This window comes from Mucilaginibacter psychrotolerans (assembly GCF_004519315.1).
GTDB lineage: Bacteria > Bacteroidota > Bacteroidia > Sphingobacteriales > Sphingobacteriaceae > Mucilaginibacter > Mucilaginibacter psychrotolerans.
Genome location: NZ_SOZE01000036.1, coordinates 1 through 17989, shown reverse-complemented (window position 1 = coordinate 17989; position 17989 = coordinate 1). Strand labels below are relative to the sequence as shown.

13 protein-coding genes, 1 tRNA gene and 1 pseudogene are annotated in these 17989 nt (G+C 40.1%); 6 read left to right on the top strand and 9 right to left on the bottom strand.

Going from position 1 to position 17989, the window contains the following annotated elements:
• Positions 1-33 precede the first annotated feature (33 nt).
• From E2R66_RS23575 to E2R66_RS23560, 4 genes are all read right to left on the bottom strand, one after another.
• Positions 34-2133 (bottom strand): discoidin domain-containing protein, encoded by a 2100-nt coding sequence (locus tag E2R66_RS23575; RefSeq protein ID WP_133235551.1) that lies wholly within the window; start codon positions 2131-2133, stop codon positions 34-36.
• Positions 2123-4192 carry a sugar-binding protein gene (locus E2R66_RS23570; RefSeq protein WP_133235549.1) on the bottom strand — a complete coding sequence of 690 codons (2070 nt, stop codon included), beginning with the start codon at positions 4190-4192 and terminating at the stop codon, positions 2123-2125. Before E2R66_RS23570 ends, E2R66_RS23575 begins: the two co-directional genes overlap by 11 nt.
• A gap of 86 nt (positions 4193-4278) precedes the next feature.
• The gene (locus E2R66_RS23565) at positions 4279-6150 is read right to left on the bottom strand and encodes an O-antigen ligase family protein (RefSeq protein ID WP_133235547.1); all 1872 of its coding nucleotides are present in this window, start codon (positions 6148-6150) and stop codon (positions 4279-4281) included.
• A gap of 87 nt (positions 6151-6237) precedes the next feature.
• Positions 6238-6900 (bottom strand): hypothetical protein, encoded by a 663-nt coding sequence (locus E2R66_RS23560; RefSeq protein ID WP_133235545.1) that lies wholly within the window; start codon positions 6898-6900, stop codon positions 6238-6240.
• Between the two features lie 1266 nt (positions 6901-8166).
• Here E2R66_RS23560 and E2R66_RS23555 point away from each other — a divergent pair.
• Both E2R66_RS23555 and E2R66_RS23550 read left to right on the top strand, forming a co-directional pair.
• Entirely contained in the window at positions 8167-8784 is a 618-nt protein-coding gene (locus E2R66_RS23555) for a tetratricopeptide repeat protein (protein WP_133235543.1), read from the top strand.
• An 858-nt stretch (positions 8785-9642) separates the two neighbouring features.
• Positions 9643-9999 carry an RNA recognition motif domain-containing protein gene (locus E2R66_RS23550; protein ID WP_133235541.1) on the top strand — a complete coding sequence of 119 codons (357 nt, stop codon included), beginning with the start codon at positions 9643-9645 and terminating at the stop codon, positions 9997-9999.
• A 6-nt stretch (positions 10000-10005) separates the two neighbouring features.
• Here the strand turns inward: E2R66_RS23550 and E2R66_RS23545 are convergent, their stop codons facing one another.
• The 3 genes from E2R66_RS23545 to E2R66_RS23535 all read right to left on the bottom strand — a co-directional run bounded on the left by E2R66_RS23545 (position 10006) and on the right by E2R66_RS23535 (position 12135).
• The gene (locus E2R66_RS23545) at positions 10006-10542 is read right to left on the bottom strand and encodes an ORF6N domain-containing protein (RefSeq protein WP_133235539.1); all 537 of its coding nucleotides are present in this window, start codon (positions 10540-10542) and stop codon (positions 10006-10008) included.
• 35 nt (positions 10543-10577) lie between these two features.
• A complete protein-coding gene (locus tag E2R66_RS23540; protein ID WP_133235537.1) occupies positions 10578-11801 on the bottom strand; it encodes a site-specific integrase in 1224 nt (407 codons plus the stop codon).
• 247 nt (positions 11802-12048) lie between these two features.
• Positions 12049-12135: transfer RNA gene (locus E2R66_RS23535), tRNA-Ser, on the bottom strand.
• A gap of 229 nt (positions 12136-12364) precedes the next feature.
• Between E2R66_RS23535 and E2R66_RS23530 the strand changes: the two genes are divergently transcribed.
• The 4 genes from E2R66_RS23530 (at position 12365) to E2R66_RS23515 (ending at position 16547) form a co-directional block, all read left to right on the top strand.
• Positions 12365-14827: a glycoside hydrolase family 2 protein gene (locus E2R66_RS23530; protein ID WP_133235535.1), complete on the top strand. Its 2463-nt coding sequence runs from the start codon at positions 12365-12367 to the stop codon at positions 14825-14827.
• Between the two features lie 84 nt (positions 14828-14911).
• On the top strand, positions 14912-15118 hold the full coding sequence (locus E2R66_RS23525; RefSeq protein ID WP_133235533.1) for a hypothetical protein: 207 nt from the start codon (positions 14912-14914) through the stop codon (positions 15116-15118).
• Positions 15119-15453: 335 nt separating this feature from the next.
• Positions 15454-15972 (top strand): hypothetical protein, encoded by a 519-nt coding sequence (locus E2R66_RS23520; protein WP_133235531.1) that lies wholly within the window; start codon positions 15454-15456, stop codon positions 15970-15972.
• A gap of 149 nt (positions 15973-16121) precedes the next feature.
• The gene (locus E2R66_RS23515) at positions 16122-16547 is read left to right on the top strand and encodes a hypothetical protein (protein ID WP_133235529.1); all 426 of its coding nucleotides are present in this window, start codon (positions 16122-16124) and stop codon (positions 16545-16547) included.
• A gap of 228 nt (positions 16548-16775) precedes the next feature.
• Here E2R66_RS23515 and E2R66_RS23510 read toward each other — a convergent pair whose 3' ends face one another.
• Together E2R66_RS23510 and E2R66_RS29410 are read right to left on the bottom strand one after the other, a co-directional pair.
• Complete coding sequence (locus E2R66_RS23510) at positions 16776-17531, bottom strand: hypothetical protein (RefSeq protein WP_133235527.1); 756 nt, start codon at positions 17529-17531, stop codon at positions 16776-16778.
• Positions 17532-17887: 356 nt separating this feature from the next.
• Positions 17888-17989 (bottom strand): annotated as a pseudogene (locus E2R66_RS29410) (IS982 family transposase); the annotation flags it as partial.

Here is a 17989-nt window from a genome sequence, read left to right as displayed (position 1 = left end):
ACAATATATATAAAGTTAAATTATTGAGCATTGTTACCACCATTGCTGGATGCCTTCATTAATCGTAAATATCCGCTCTTCCCGCCCACCACTGTGACATTTTAACCAGAGCAAAGCATTATCCGGAACTTTTTCATATTCAAGGTTATATGTGGTGGCTTTCTTCCTTCCGAGGGATTGCCATTTATTATTCCAGAAAAACAGCTCATATTCATTTCCTGGTAAAATACAATTGGTGTCATTCCGGGGACAGAACTTGATAGTTGTGATTCTTTCACTTTTACCCAGGTCAATTCCAATCCATACGTCATTTGTAGCTGTACTTTCATAATATGTTCCCAAGTCATGATCAAAAGCTTTGTCGATTCCATTGCCCCAGCTTCCATCCGTCTTGCCTATAAATTCACCTTTTAAAGATTGACTTGTATCGCTACCAAAAAATTGGATCTCAGCAATATTATCCGGCTCAAATTTACGACCAGTTGGTGCTACGTAACGCAGATACCGGAACTGTTTATTTTGCTTCACCTGAATGACGTTCATGTAAAAAGGGAAATTCTCAATTTGGTATAATATAATTGCATCTTTAAAATCCTTATCGTTTGCACCTTCAAAACGGCCGCCTTTGAGTGCTTCTGTATGATAGGCAGTGTAGGAATAAAGTGGTGCTTTCCGGATCAGCTTAGTTTGACGATAATTGTTCGGCCCTTGTTTAACTTCATGAATTAAATTCAGTGAATCGAGAAAAAATGGGGCTCCCGTTGGAATAATATTACCCCGGTCATAAACCGCAGGAAGATACATGATGTAATTTCCAACTTTATCAAAAAAGGCCCGGCCTGAACTGATCCTGCTGATAGCAACAGGCTGCCATCCGTCAACATCAAAGACACACAGGTAAGCCACCTGTTTTTTTTCATATTCAGGTTTAATATCGACCATAATAGTGGAGGATTGCATATATTCATCAGTTACATCTTTCAGGTTGGATTTAGAGAATAACTGGGTGATAAACTCCTGAGGCACGGTTTCATTGATCTCTTTTAAGATCACATTTTCGGAAAAAGTATATCTGTATATTTTAGGAATTGTTTTGATGTATTGGATGCGCATGCCTTTTGGGATTTCGTCATCTCTGAAAAAGTGACGGTCCCTGCTGTAATCTGATGAAAAGTCGACAATCCCCCAGGTGTTGATCGGCGCATTTACGTTGGAAAACTGATGCTTTTTAACTCTTTTTTCGATTAATTTGACCACATAGTGATTCTTGTTGTTGGTGTTTCCCCAATGAGGTATATAATCAAGTGCGGCAGGTACTCCAACAGATCTCAAATTACTAATGGTGAACGCAGTCGTAGTTTCACACGCGCCAATTCTGGCTTTCAAAGTGTTGCTGAAATTTTGTGTAAAAGGGTATTTATGTGCGAAGTAACTGTTTAAGGTGGTAGTTGACTCTATATTACTCTTCAAATAGTCGAATACCGATCGAAGTTCCTTTGGCTTGGGCGCATTTTTAATGTCGATCAAATTATCCATGTAAGTTTGCGGCCGCCAGAATTCCACCTGTTCATTTCGTACCCTGTAAGGTAAAATATATTCGCAGAAGTCTGAAAATGCAATACTATCTCTCCATGGCGCTGTTTGCCATGCTTTAAAAGCAAACTCGATATTATTGTAAAGAAATCCGGGCGTCACCTTTTTATCATCACTGATCTCATTTCCATGGGCAGGCAATCTCCCCTCATTAATTCTCAAAATGGAATCTAATATCTGGTTCTTGACAAAATCCTGAACATTGTCGGTATGATATGCCAGGGTATCTATTGCCATAAATACTTCTGACAGTATTCTAATGTCATCACCATAATATCCTGCGTGCCTGGAAAGATTATAGATCAAAAACTCGGCAGCATTCCGTTTGAGACTATCCTGAGGTTTATCATACCTGTCTAATACAGACTGGTAGCTTATCGTTTCTAAACTATCAGCACCTATTTGTGAAGAATCCTCGTGCATTTGTTGACAAGAATCCATAGCCAAGATCAAGATAATGCTCATGAAGCATATTGCTTTTTGAAAATATGCCATTTTACTATTTACCGTAGGCATATGGAAATGTTTTTTAGTAGACATAAGCGCCGTAAAACAATGATTCACAGGGCTGACCAAGCCATCCGGCAAAAGAATGGGTCTTATCAGATGTATACCTAAGTTTATACCTTCCCGCTTTTAACCGAACCTCTGCGGTAGTAAAAAATGCAGGTGGCAAATCTGCTGAAGTGGCATTCATTTTCCATACTATTTCGCCACTGCGGGCATCTTCGACCCAGCACTTATCTCTCGTTATTATACCTAATTCATTCTTCACGTTATCTTTTACCCGGAAAAGAAAGTAAAGATTATTTTCGTCATATAAAGTCTTAAAACTCGCGGAGTGGTCAAACTCGGTCACGTGATTTACATAGGGAATCTCTATTTTTATAGAATCAACCGTATTCCAAGCTGGATCCGCCTTGCCATCAATTTTCAGCCTGGCATTTGATCTTGTTGTGTTCACGGTTCCGGGGATGAATAGATCTTTATTTTTTTGTTTGACCAAAAGGGCCATTTTCGAGGCATCAAAACAGCTGATGCCATTTTTTATAAGAAGTGATAATACACTTTCCCTATTGCACTCTTCCAGATCGCTGTCGTTAACTAAAATATTTAGCTTTAGGTTGCTGGTCGCTAAACCTTGAATTTCGCTCCTGGGCATCATGACCTCCAGGTAATAGGTGTTGATCTCGGGATTAGAAAAAATATATCGTATTTTCGTTGAATCCATCCAGCTAACCGGTGCCCCTTCCGCAGGACTGTATCCGATTTTAGGGAACATATAATTAAATTCAAATAGCTGAACATCTTCCTCATCCTTGACAATTGTTTGGGAATAATTAAAAAACATCTGAATATTATCGTATTTAAAGGCGTTTTGAGCTGAAACCTGCTTTTTAGAAAATTGGCCTTGTGCAAAAATTTTGACTGTTGAATCGTTTTTTAATTCAAAAAGGGTTTCACTATTGATATTATCTGAAACATAGTTAACAACCGCTAAAGGGTTTTCATTGATGTAATCAGCCTGCACTGGGTCGTATAATGACTTTTTGTATAAAGTATAAAGCTGTTTGGACTTCTTGGGGAGGCCTTTAGCTCCGTAATAACGAGAATATGCTAAAAGTTTTTTGACTGCAAAAAAATAATAAGGGGATTCCCTTTGTTCATCAATTTGCCTTCCTATTTCATTGTAATTACTACCTGCAAAATCAATGTTGAATATGCCAACAGGCTTCATGATATACTGGAGTATTTCCAATGCAATCGGAGACTGTAAAAGGTCACTCTGGTTATATGAAATTGGCGAGGGAATATATTTTGACCGATAGGCCATTGCAAAGAAAAAACCGTGACTTGGGACCTTAATAAGAATGATATTATCTTTTCCTTTTTTGTAAAAATTCCATAAAACAGTTTGACCTTGAAAGCGAAGTATCTGCCAGCCGAAGAAAGACTTAAGATTCTGCGTATACCAGCATGGTGAAAGATTATTGACGTTTGTGTCCCGAAGATTTAATGCAGCCTGTTCTCTATCGAAGCCCTGTGATACTTTTAATAAGTTTTTAAAAAAATACTTGCATTCAGACTCATTATCTAAGTTTAAATCCTCTTTGTTGAATCTTTCAATATTCAAATTCCCGATTGCTAAATTGCCTTTTCCGATTGCTGTGGCAACGGCACGGGCCCGATCAGGAAGATTAACATAAACAGGATCATTTAAATTTGCCGGCACTGCAATTAAATCTTGCACATTTAAATTATTAAAACTCCTGGCGGATGTTAACTTGACTGACTTAACGGAATCTTTAATGACAGGACCTTTCATCAAAGAATCAAGTAAAATTGGCGCGCTGTACTCTTTGATAATGTCACGGTATAATTGAGTATCCGCTTCCAATTGCATGTCATTGTTTAAATCAGATGAGGATATATCATCGTCAAATGCCATTAAAAATGAAATATGATCTAGTGCGAAATCTTTGCTAATGCGAATTATACCCTGTTCCAATTGCAGATTAGATGCACTTTTCTCTTTACAACCCTGACTGGCGAAAAGAACGAAGAAAATACCAAACGTATAAATGATAAAAGATCGCATTAATTACTATTTGTGATGATGCCTGTTAGGTTATGAATAGGTTAAATTTACAAGAATGTATCGATAGAAGTTTTAAAATGAAACACTTACTCTATATCTTCAATAATTTTTAATAAATCCTGATGTATTTGATCTGTTATATCGTTTCTGATTTTTGGCTTATGCATAACAATGCTTTTAGCCAAAGCCAACGCTTTTGGAAGTTGATTGCTCATCAAATATAACCTAACTAATAGAAATTGGGGATATATTTGAGATGGAATAATGCTGTTAGCTATTTGGTAATACCGTTCTGCATCTTTGAAGCGATACCGTTGCAATGAGATATTTCCTAATAAGACAAAGATCCTGGGATCATTATCCGTTGACTCAGCTTGTTTCAGATATTTAAACGCCAAATCATTATTACCGTTTTTTATTAGACAATTACTGTAATCGATCAAAAATAAAGGCTCATTTTTTAACGCGGAGTAGGCGTTTCGATAGCTTATTTGAGCTTTTATATTGTCGTTTTCAAGTCCTGATCTATTTGCTGTATTATAGCTATTGAAAGCGTGAATTTTAATAGTTGCGAAAGCTATAAAACTCAATCCCCAAAGACCGAAAAAAAGACTTATAATATTAATTTTCACTTTATTGACATAGATAAAACTTTTAGTATAAGTGTTTTCATTTGTCAGCCATGAAAGGTAAAAAAAAAGCAGTAAGAACGTAGGGAGTGAATAGAACGGGTATGAAAATAGTCCCTCTATTAAAAGAACAATCAACCCCGCAAATGGTACAAACAATTCCATTGAAAACTTAGCGGTCAGCGATGAGCAAGATTTAAATAGCGGCGTAAATATTATAATTAAAAATATTCCTAATCCCACTATACCTATTTCTGATGCCATCTCTATATATTCATTATAGGCCATACGGATATATCCTGCAAAGTCATTTAGCGTGTTTTTACTGTAATAGCTTTTTTTCAGTATAGAAATATCATCTAAGATTTTCTCTGTTTGCCATTTATTAAAATTTTCTTTGAATGCACCATAACCAATCCCGAACAAAGGCCGGTCGCCTATTTTTTCCATGGTTAGTTCCCAAACGAATAATCTGGTTTCTGAAGATTTAAGATTTAACTGATAGAGTTTGACTGTAGAACTTAATGTTATGAGAATAACTATTATTAGCGATGAGATTAGTGTTATACGTTTATACTTAATTCCCGTTACCACTCCTTTTATTTTCGTTTTATGAAAATATAGCTTAAAAAGCAGTGATACAATTAAGGACGCGATTACCGATGCCCTGTTGCCGGAAAGGCAAATAACTAAGCCGGAAGACAAAATCCCTATTAATGAAACTATTTTCCAATATTTTATCCAGCTACTGAAGCTACCGTAGATAACGCAAGGAAATATTGCAGCTAAGCACATAGCCATTGGGGCGGGATTTTTGAAAGTTCCGGTGATTGAAAATAAGGGATTGAGTGAAGGGATGTATTTAAGGAATTGAAGCAGGGCAATTCCTGATTCTACAATAGTTAAAAGTATCATACTTCGAACAAGGATTTTGAAATTGCAGTTTAAATTGCCAAATGATCTATTTACCCTAGCCAGTAGATAAAAGGTGCATACCAAGAAAAGTGTAAGATGTTTATGATCGAGTAGATATCGGTTATTATATAAGGAATGGCAAATAATGTAACCTAACCAAATTGCAATAGCAAAATCGATGAACTGAATTTTAACGACGCAGTTTTTGAACTGAGTAATGTTGAAAGTATGCGGAACAATAAAGGCTGCCACCCCTGCGACAAGCAGAACGTAATTTAGTTTATTAGCATAAATAAAAACCTCCCCGCCAAAGGAGAACGTTAATACGGAAAAGCAAATAATTGAGGTAATCAGCCATGTGAGTATTGAATTTGTCAATTGCCACATAATCGGCGTTTTGAACTTTCTATTCAAAATTATACACTATTAAGTCTTCACGTGGTCTGGAAATCTAAAATAGTTAGGAACAGCATTGCAGATACTGTTCCTAACTGGAATTAATTATTCTCCACCACCTGATCCACCGTTTGCCTTAGGCGTGTAAGTAGCGCTTCCCCCGATTTGGCCAGCGCCCCATCCGCCTTCAAAGCTAAAATCATACGCTTTCGACCAGGTATATAGGCCATTAACACCAAAGGTCTCGATATAATCGCCTCGTATGTAAACTGTATGGTTAAAATCATATCCTTGCTTTTGAATCCAGGTAAAGGAACCCGCATTTGAACCGGTAAAATATAATGTTCCGGTTGCCGCAGAGTTCGCTGACCATACTAATGCAAGTTTATCAGGATAACCTTCGCTATTGGTAAGGGTCAAAGTTGCACTATATGGACCACTCCCAGAATATGTCGCATCCAACCTTTTTCCTCCTACAACATCACTATTTCCACTCTCTTTCAATTCCATTATGCCTTTTACTTCACTAAATGCCTTTGTCTGCGGTTTACCGGCAAGGTACCGTTCCAGTTCGTCAAGACTATTGAATTGCCTTGTGTTCTTTCGATTTTGAATTTGATTGGTCGTTAAACGTTGCAGACCATACTTACGTTCAAGTTGTTGAACTTTTTGAGTTTGAATCTCAGCTGGGGATTGGTCACCCGAGCTTTTACTACATGAAGTAAAAATTGAAAATACAATTGTGATAAAGAATAGATGTTTTTTCATTGGTTTAAGTTTATGAAATTTAAAAAATAAGATTCAGATTTTGAAGAGGACTAATTAGCAGTAATTTTCTTTGAAACTTTAAATATGACCCACAGGATAACTACTAAAAGCCAAACTATTAAACTAACAAATCCGATCTCAATTGCAAATTTGGCATAAAGAAAATGATTGAATTTTGAAACAAATGCAATGACATTTAATATGATCATTATAGCTGTTAAGGTTAAGAATGCTTTTTTGGGGTTCATAATAATACAATTTGGTTTTAGGTATTTTTTTTATTTTAAAGGTAGGTGTATAAAAAGAGTTCTAAATAGATGATAACATTTTTAAGATGGATTATTCTATTTATAAAAATACGGCGAGATATTATTGGTATGAGTTGTCAAATAGGACTATCAGTTAATTCCAAAAATAACATTTCGACTTGCTAATCCATTCATCATTCAATAGATTAAAACCTCCTTTTAAAAAGAATCTCGAATCTTTCATTTAACTAAGTCGCTCCTTTAATAAACGCGGGAAGGATAACGTTACATTAGAAGCGCCCCAAAATACTAGCCAGCTTTAACTGGATTGGCTTTGTCCTTATACCCAATCCAATTAAAGCCGAACAAATTTATTTCCTGAAAAATTAAACGGGACGATAGTTGAAAAGAAAGGATACCTTCCTCGCGATTTTTAGCCGCTACAAAGAAATATATTTGGGGTTAAACTGTTTATTTTCAAAGTGAAACCAACTTTAAGTACACCTTATCATTAAGCGATTAGGCTACACTTTCTAGTTGCCTATGTTGCCTGTCTCTGGGTGTTTTAATTATGCCCATTCAAATTTAACGAAAGTATTGCATCGACTAATCAGCGTAACGTTTCGTAAATAGTACAATAAAATTAGTTACACTAATTAAATATTAGGAGTATATTTATTACAACGCATTTCATAAACCCCACATTTAACGTGCCTCTAACCAACCATGCCTTCAATTTATTTAAGACAGTGACCAGATGGTGGATAGTTGTCCCTTTTATATTGCTTTGGTTAGTTCCGCAAAATGCTTATTGCTCCTGTTTTCTTAATACTCTCCAAAGCGATTCTTTATTAAAACAAGCGCAAGGCGCGTACCTTAAGCACGCCGCTAAAGGCATCGCTTTAGCCAAACAAGCCTGTGAACTGGCCAAAGCAAAAAAGACCATCCCGGAGAAATTAAAGGATTAAATGCCCTGGCTAAGTTTTATTTGCTCGCAGCCTCTTATGACAGCGCCAGAATGTATGGAAGTTATGGGCTCGTAAGCGCAGAAAAATATCATATTGATACCTTGAAAGGAGATGCCTGGGGCATTTTGGCATTGGTTGATCATTTTGAAGGGAAATACCACCCTGCAATAGAAAAGTATAAGAAATCGGTATTGTTTTATTCAAAAAAAAACGAGCTCAATATTGCTTTGGCTTATTTGAATATAGGGATATGCTTTCACCAGATTTCGCAATACGATCAAAGTATTAAATATTGCCTATTGGCAAGCCGGATTTTTGAAGACCTGGGCGATGATGAGGATTTGTCTAGCACTTACACATCAATTGCAGTTTGTTTTGTTTTTGAAGGCGACTATCCCAAAGCAACCTATTACAACAAAAAATCGTTGAAGATAAGGGAAAAGCTTAAAGACAATCAGCTGATTGCGCAATCGTTAAATAATATTGGCTTCGCATTCAAAAAAAACAATCAACCCGATTCGGCAATTCGTTATATTTTAAAAAGCACCGCCCTGTATAAAAAAGAGCGCGACTCCAGTTTGCTTATATTGCCTCTGCAAAACCTCGGCTCGTCCTGGGAAATGAAAGGGTTCTTAAAAACGGCTAAAAACTATATTTCCCGGAAATGAAATAAGACTGATCTTTGGTAGGACTGGATTCGTCAAGAAAATTCTTAAAGATATTGTCCCGCCACGAGTATATATAGAACTTATCCCCTTAAAAAGGGTACTTCATAAAATAGTCATTGGCCCTAAAGTAGAAAGCCAGAGGAGTGGGCGGCAGCATTTAGTTATCAGTTGAAGCAAGATATTGATCAATATACAAACGATCAAAGCCTGAAAGCAAAGGTTGAAATATTGATTTCTAACTTATCTTACAAATGACCAGTTGAAGTTTGTTTTTACCACATTTTGGGTCAGGAGCGAAAACTATTCCCCGCGTTAAATGAGTTATTATTTAAGTATGATTATGAATAAAAAATGTTTGATAAAATTGAAAACTATTGATTAATATTATCAAGTTTTCCACACTCAGGGAACCAAGATAGTGCCAAAAACGACGAAAAACAGGCCATTTTTTTATTGCTGATTTGTAACCCAAAGCTTATAACTCAATGATAATCAAATGTTAATTGCTTTCTGTATCGTGGATTGAAGATGGCGTGTTAGGAACCAGCACCTGCGGCACGCAGCTTCATTACACCACGCGCTGCCGCGCCGGGTTCCATTCCGCTGCAAGCCTCGGCGCAGTAGGGCTGATGTTCGCTGCGCTCACAACAGCAGTACTAAAAAAATACGGTCGAACTATCCACTGCACTGCTTTCACAAATTTAGCATCGCAGCAAGAACGTCAAGGCTATACAAGCGCGCCGCCGCTTCCAGCGGTGCACGGCCTTGACATTCTTGCTGCTTGCTACTCCCGGTTGTTTACGCACTGCAATGGATAGGTGTGCGCAATAAACAAAAACCTGTATTATATTTGTGCGTATGACCAAGTTGTTTATAGTCGGCATCCCAAGGGACATGGAGGAAATTGAACTGGTGGAGCTGTTCAGTATCCACGGCTTGGTCAATATCGTTACCATTGTCAGTGATCAAACTACTGGCGAAAGCAAAGGTTACGGATTTATCACGATGGAAGATAAGGCTGGTGCCGAACGAGCAATTGCAGCCTTTGACCAGGCCGAAATTGACGGACGCGTAGTCAGCGTCAGGTTTGCGGAAGGCAAAACGCAAGCAGCTACGGAATTAGGGCACCCGGAAATTGAGGGAACTGCTCCGGCAGGCCAACATCCTCAGCTAACCACTCCGCGAAGAAAAAGGCCGCGCCTTCCAAACAGGTAACGCACATTATTGAATTTCGTCCGGTTTGTAGCCAAGCCGTTTCCTCGTTTCGCCGGGAGGCTTAGGTAACCACGCAGATAGCTCATCCAGGTATTTAAAGACCACCTCCATATTTTTGCCCTGGTTACTCAGTTCTTTCTTGATTTTTTCGATTTCCAGCCGTACTTCAGTATTGCTGGTTATAAATTCCCTCAAACGGGTAAATACTCTAACGATTTGAATGTTTACCTCTATGGCGCGCTGGCTGTTTAATATACTGGAGAGCATAAGTACGCCATGCTCTGTGAACACTTTTGGCAGCTTTCTTCGGCCGCCCCAACTTGAAGTCACAATTTGTGACTTCAAGTTCAACCATTCTTCCTCTGTTAACTCAAACATGAAATCTGGAGGGAACCTGTCAGGATGCCTGTTGACGGACTGGTTCAATACTTTTGTTTCGACCTCGTATAAATCTGCCAGGTCACTGTCGAGTATTACGTTGTAGCCTCTTAAAATATATATCTTATCTGTAATTGATTTATCGCCGATGAATTGATTACTCATTGTATTTAGCTTTTATGTTTGATAGTTGGATACGATTATATTGCCCTTAGTTTATGTGTCAGGTTTGCCATGTCTTCACTTACTTTCATATCCAGGATTTTGGCATAATGCTGGGTTGTTTTGATATTGGTATGCCCAAGCATTTTTGAAACGCTTTCGATGGATACTCCATTCGCAAGGGTTACAGTTGTCGCGAAAGTATGCCGGGCAATATGGAAGGTAAGTTCTTTCGTGATGCCGCAGGCATCGGCAATCTCTTTAAGGTAGCTATTCATTTTTTGATTGCTCAGGACAGGCAACAGCAAGCCATCATTAGCGCATTGGGGATGCTCTTTGTATATGTTCATCAAATCAATGGCTTGTGGCAGTAAAGGTATATTAGATGCTGTATCAGTTTTTTTACGGCTGGTCGCAATCCATTTACCGCCATCAACACCCACCACAATTTCAGCGCGCTTCAGTTTCTTGACGTCCGCATACGCCAACCCTGTATAGCAGCAAAACAGGAAGATATCCCTTACTTGTGCTGTGCGGCTGCTTACCAGCTTTTTGGCTGCCATAGCTGCCAATTCATCCATATTCAAAAAATCCCGTTTCACCTGCTTTACTTTCGGCTTGTATTTAACGAACGGGTCTTTGTCCAGCCAACCATTTGCGATACAGATCAGGATGATTTTCTTGAAGTTCTTAAGGTATTTTACGGTCGAGTTATTATTGCAGTTCCTTTCAGTGCGTAGGTAGAAGTCATAAGACATAATGAACTCATGATCAATGCCAGCAATGCCTATATCAGCCACCTTATATTTCCATAGCAGGAAATCTTTCGTGTGCTTCAAGCTTGTTTCATATCGGTCAAAAGTGCCTTTGGCGAATTCTTTGCCGATAAGTGCCTTTACCTCCCTGTTATGTTGTTCAAATATGGGTATGAGCATTTTATCAGGAGAGGTTTCTTCTTTGCCAAGCAGCAAATTCTTCAGATTGGCGGCTGTCAACGGCAACTTCTTTTCAATCATTTGCCGGTGGACGTCATACACCTGGTGTTCCAGCGTTTTCAGGTATTCGTTCACCGAGCGGACATATTCACCTGTACCATTTAGTTTTTGTGCAGATGTGTTCCATTTAGACGGATTGGCCTGCCGTTTAGAGGAGATTTCGATGCGTTGCCCATCAACGGTAACGCGTAAGTAAATAGGTGCAGTGCCATCGGCATTAATTTTTGAACTCTTTACATAAAAGAGCAAAGAAAAAGACCTGTTCATTCGAATCGCTTTAAGTGGATAAAATTAGTTACTTCCTAAGCTATCGGTCAAGATGTTCACTCGCTGAACATGTTGGCTGATAGTGACTTATAAGCTTTCTGGTGACCTGTTGCCTTTGCTGCCTGACAGGTCACCAATAGGTCACCAGAAGAATGCGATTTATTGAATAATTTGGTGCTCTCCGGAAACAAAAAACGCCTTAAATGATGCATTTAAGGCGTTTTTGAATCGTTTGATATATAAATTGCGGAGAGGGAGGGATTCAAACCCCCGGTACCTGTAACAGTACACCTGATTTCGAATCAGGCACATTCGATCACTCTGACACCTCTCCTGGGTGGGGCGCAAATATAGCCGTTTTTGCATCATTTTTCCAATCGATTTTGATTAAATTAATGGTATGGTTAAGGCTTAATAGAACCCCGGGCTCAAAACGCACTGGGGGTAAACAATGGATTGTGGCAACGATTGCGTAGTTTTAACTTGCGGTACCTTTATATAATTGGGAACGACTAATTTATCTTGCGCCAATTACATTAAAAACCACCAAGGCCAACACCTATATGAAAAAGATATTGCTGCAATTAGTATTGCTTGCCATCAGTCTTAATGCCTTTTCGCAGGAAACGGTTATCAAATATTTATCCGGTACTGATAAGGATCATACCGTAGCCTGGGATTTTTATTGCACAAGCGGCCGCAAAAACGGGCGTTGGACCAAGATACCGGTACCCTCCAACTGGGAACAACAGGGCTTTGGTACGTATAATTATGGGCATGATAAGGTAAAAGCGAATGAACAGGGGCTGTATAAATATGAATTTCCTTCGGTTGGTTTTACGGGCAAAAAAGTCTTCATCGTTTTCGAGGGCTCGATGACGGATACTAAAGTGATGATCAACGGGCAGCAGGCCGGCCCCATCCACCAGGGTGCGTTTTATCGCTTTAAATATGATATTACCAATTTGCTGAAATCTGCCGGCAAAAACCTGCTGGAAGTTACGGTAGATAAAACCTCTGCAAATGCGTCAGTAAATGATGCCGAGCGCCGCAATAGCGATTTTTGGGTTTTGGGTGGCATTTACCGGCCGGTTTACCTGGAGATAGTCCCCCAAACTTTTATCGAACGCACGTCTATAGATGCCAAAGCCGATGGCTCGTTCCTGCTGAATGCCTTCGCCCGCAATGTAAAGGGCGATGCAACGATTTCGGCGCAGGTGCAAACGCTTAGGGGCCAAAATGTGGGCAAGCCCATATCGGTCAAGGCTATTCCCACAGCGGATAGCATCCAGCTAAAAGGCAGCTTTAATAAGCCATTATTATGGAGTGCCGAGTTCCCCAATCTATACCAGGTGCTGGTAAGTATCAAAGGTAAAAATGGCTTGATCCATCGCATCCGGCAAAAATTCGGGTTCCGCACGGTGGAGGTAAGGGTTAATGATGGGCTGTACGTAAACGGGGCCAGGGTGATTATCAAAGGCAGCAACCGCCACAGCTTTTGGCCGGAGAGCGGTCGCACGCTGAGCAAGGCCATCCGCCTGTTGGATGCCCGGTTGATGAAGGAGATGAACATGAACGCGGTGCGCATGTCGCACTACCCGCCCGACCATGAATTTCTTGACGTATGCGATTCGCTGGGCCTTTATGTACTTGATGAACTTACCGGCTGGCAGGCCAAATACGATACCGTTGTGGGCCATAAACTGGTGAAAGAATTGGTGCTGCGCGATGTTAACCATCCCTCTATTATCTTTTGGGATAATGGCAACGAAGGCGGCTGGAACCGCGGCCTTGATAACGATTACGCCCTGTACGACCCACAGAAACGCACCGTACTACACCCCTGGGAAAAATTCAACGGTACCGATACCAAGCACTATCCCGATTATAATTACATGTTAAACGCCGCAGCCAACGGTAAGGAAGTGTTTTTCCCCACCGAATTTATGCACGCCCTGTACGATGGTGGGGCAGGGGCCGCGCTCGACGATTTTTGGGCCGCTATCATCAGGCATCCACACGGCGGCGGCGGTTTCATTTGGGCGTTTTTAGATGAAGCCATCGTACGTACCGATAAAAACGGCGCGTATGATTCTGACGGCAACCACGCGCCCGACGGCATTGTTGGTCCGCACCGCGAAAAGGAAGCCAGCTTTTATACCATTAAAGAGATATGGTCGCCCGTGTACATCAACCCGCAGCCTATCGATGCGGGCTTCGATGGAAAGATACCCGTAGAAAACCGCTACGCTTTCACCAATTTCAATCAATGCAGCTTTAAATGGAAGCTGCTGAAATTCCCATCGGCTAAAGCAGCTACCACTACAGCGCAGGTAAGCGCATCGGGCGTGCCCACTGTGCCAAACCTAAAGCCGGGCCAAAAGGGACTGATTAGTTTAAGTCTTCCCCCGGGCTGGCAAAACCAGGATGCCTTGTATTTAACGGCCTACGGTCCCGATAAAAAAGAGCTATTTACCTGGAGCTGGGCGATACATCTGCCGGCTGCACCTGTATTGGCTAAGCCTTCGAGACTAAACACCATGTCGGCCACCGAAACCGACAGCGTGCTCATCGTAAAAAGTGGCAGTATCAGTTACTACTTTAGCAAAACTACAGGCTATTTGCAAAAGGTGCTGAAGCCTTCGGGCACGGTGTCTTTATCGGGCGGGCCGGTTTTGGCAGGCGTAAATACCAGTTTGAAACAATTTGCCGGCAGGGCCGATGGTAAGTCATACAGCATCGAAGCCGACTACCAGGGCGATGCGCCGCTCCATATCAAATGGACTTTCAGCGCCGGGCATCCCGCCAAACTTGAATACCAATATACCCAGCGGGGCGACGTGGATTTTATGGGCATCACCTTCAACTATCCCGAAGAAATGATAACCGGTATGAAATGGCTCGGTCGCGGCCCGTACCGTGTTTGGAAAAACAGGCTGAAAGGCCAGCAATTTGGCTTATGGCACAAAGCCTATAACAATGCCATCACAGGCGAAGCACCAGGCTACCCAGAGTTTAAGGGTTAACATGCCGGGGTTAACTGGGTAACTATAGAAAATAAACAATCTCCCTTTACGGTTTATACCAACGATAAAAATACATACCTGCAGATGCTGCGACCGGCGCGCGAAAAAGACCCGCCAAAAGGCGACCCCGTGGAACCTAAATTCCCGGGAGGCAGCATCGGCTTTTTAAAGGCCATAAGCCCAATTGGCACCAAATTTCAGCAAGCCGAAGTAATGGGGCCGCAAAGCCAAAAATACCACGCCGACGGGAAGCCGGTAAACGGAACGCTTTGGTTCGATTTTGGGGATTAGAATGGGAGGCGTACCTTTAAACCATTGCTAAGTTCAAATCATTGCAGACGTCATCCTGAACTTGTTTCAGGACCCCACACGGCAGGTCGTCGGTGTGCTGAACTTATAAGAATGGCAATCTTAAAACGATGAAGCCTACAAGAGGCAATTCCGGGGCACGTATTAGGGCAGCCTTCAGTGAACAGGCAAGGCAACAAGCGATGGCTGATTTTTACAAAGGGGGCGGTTTAAAATATACTGATGCTGCTACCCACTTTTTTGGACAACACCCACATTTGAAATAATTGTATATGGTATTAGGTTATATTATTTTTTCTTACGACAACAAATACAGTATGTACCGTAATTTAACGTTAAATGAATGTGATAAATACAGTGATATTTATACGATTAACCGGATAGACCCCGAAATTAAGATAAAAACCAAAAAGCCCATTTCGAGTACGTATGATAATTTTACGATTGTTTCCGATCAGTTCAAAGCGTTTTGCGAGCAGGAAGGCTATGAAGGATTGGAGTTTGTAACGTTACCAAAATCGCCCGGTTTGTACTGGTTAAAAATTCATAACGTGATTGAACTGGATAAAAAAGGCCGTCGCATAGGAGCTATTGGTATAGAATTTATCAACTATAACGAACAATGCAAGGGTTATGAAGAGGTAATCGGTGCTTCTCCGGTATTTTTAAAGATAAAGGAGTTAATTCCTGATGGTTTTTTTCGTACAGATTTATGCTTTGGAAGTTTCGCAAATAAATTCCCTCCAATATTAATCGGAATAGAAACGATGAAAAAAATCAAGTCTGCTGGATTCAAAGGTATCGATGCCAGCGAAATAAAGGATAAATATGACTGAAAGAAAAATTGTGAACAACTACACGGATGCCGTCGTGTGGGCGATTACCTAATCACAAACATTTCGGTTTGTTGGTGACAACACCAACAAAGGCGGAATTATGCAGAAGGACTTAAATTACCAACACCAAAACTTCAAGAATAATAATAATGGATTACACCATATACCCGTGTGAATCGCTGGGCAATATTGCTTTAGGATTACCTAGAGATCAAATTAGGTTACTTCTAAAGGAATCCTATCAAGAATTTTATCGCAATCAGTTTTCAAAAGTGCCAACTGATTTTTACCAAGGGTCAGGATTATTTATAAATTATAATGAGAGCCTTTTCTGTGAAGCAATAGAAATAGTGCAGCCTGCTAAACCGACTTTATTCTCGGTTAAGCTTTTAGAAGTATCATATGAATCAGTTGAAGAACAAATCAAGGAATGGGACGAAAAATTAGAAATTACGAAAACTGGCTTTACTTCCTATAAATTTGGGATAGGTGCATATGCACCTGACAAGTACGAGTTTCCCAATGAAGTCGTAGAATCTATTATTGTCTTTAGAAAACGTTATTATGACGAGTGAATTTAATAGCTATGCTGGGCACGCCCCTTGCTGGCGCGATGTCGCCACGTCGCTCGCGTGGATGCAAAAATTTTAAGCGTCTAAGCTTAAATTAGCTAATTTTTTGATAATCATACTTATTTTCATGACAGGGAGCGCCTGTAGAAAGTTATTTTAATAAAATCCCGCAGCTCGGACGCGGGAAAATATTTTCTGTCAGGCAGGACGCCTGACTGGGCGGGGGAATCATTAATGCAATATCATATCGCTTTCACTTATCTCAGCAACAGGCTCAATTAGGTCAATCCAGAAATGATATAATTCTATATTAGTTAGTGTTGCTCCTGTCGCGATTCTATTATGCGCTGAAAACAATTCAATAAAGACCGGCACATTTATGTCATCGCAGGCTAATTTATCTGTAGTCTTCCATAAACCTGTCGAATCGATGACCGCGAGTTCATCTATCCAACCATTAATCTTTAGAAACCAGTGGTTGAAGGTCTCTTTTTGAACATATCCCACGATGGCAGCATATTTTATTTTAGCGCCGTGTACCCCTTTCTTGAATCTTTCAATTCCGCCGGAAACTTTGGGAGCGATACCTGTAACGTATTCTCTTTCGCGACCAGACCCTGGCGTTGGCAAACGTTTCGCTTCAAATGAAAAAAAACTATCGTCCTCGCCGTATTCTCTGTCAGAAATCACTATTTTTTCTTCGTCAGAAAGCGTTCCGAAATCGACTTTGGGGCTCCGTCCACTTGATATTTCCTCAATAAATTCGGGTTGAAAACGGAAAGGCTCTTTTTTGGCTTCCTTATTTAAAAAACCGCATAATAATTGATTGGTACTTTCCTCCGGTAAGATGCGATGGTTCTTGTTGTCGGAGGCAAATTTTAATAAATTGATTCTCAAAAACCCAATAACAGCTTTAATAGAATCATCTGCAGTGATTCCAAAAGATATATTTCCACTGATTGGGTTTATGGGTTTTTCCGAAAGCATTAGAATCCTTGTTTTCTTAAATCAGCAAAAGTTTCGTCAGCATCTCGTAAAGCGACCGATGGCAACCAGTACCTAAGTTTTTTCGGTTTGATTAGGTATATCATATTTCCTTCATATAATCTAATTACTCTAATCAATCTCAAATTTACGCCTGCAATTTTAAACACTAATTTCTCTATGTCTTTTTCCGCCTGCTCTTTATAGTCAAACTCAATAGAGGGTTTCTCGTCAAAATAAAACGGAAAACAAATAAAAGAATCCGTAGTAAAAGGTTCTAAAGATTTTAATGAGGGATAAACCGATGAAAGGACTTCACAAAAAACACGAGAATATCTTTTTAACCTGAGTTCGATTAATCAAAAGGCGGCCATCTGATTAGAATAGGTCGATTGATAAGAGATGGACGGTTTTTTAGGAAAAAATGAGTATGCGATTAATCCAGCCACGATATTAGCGAT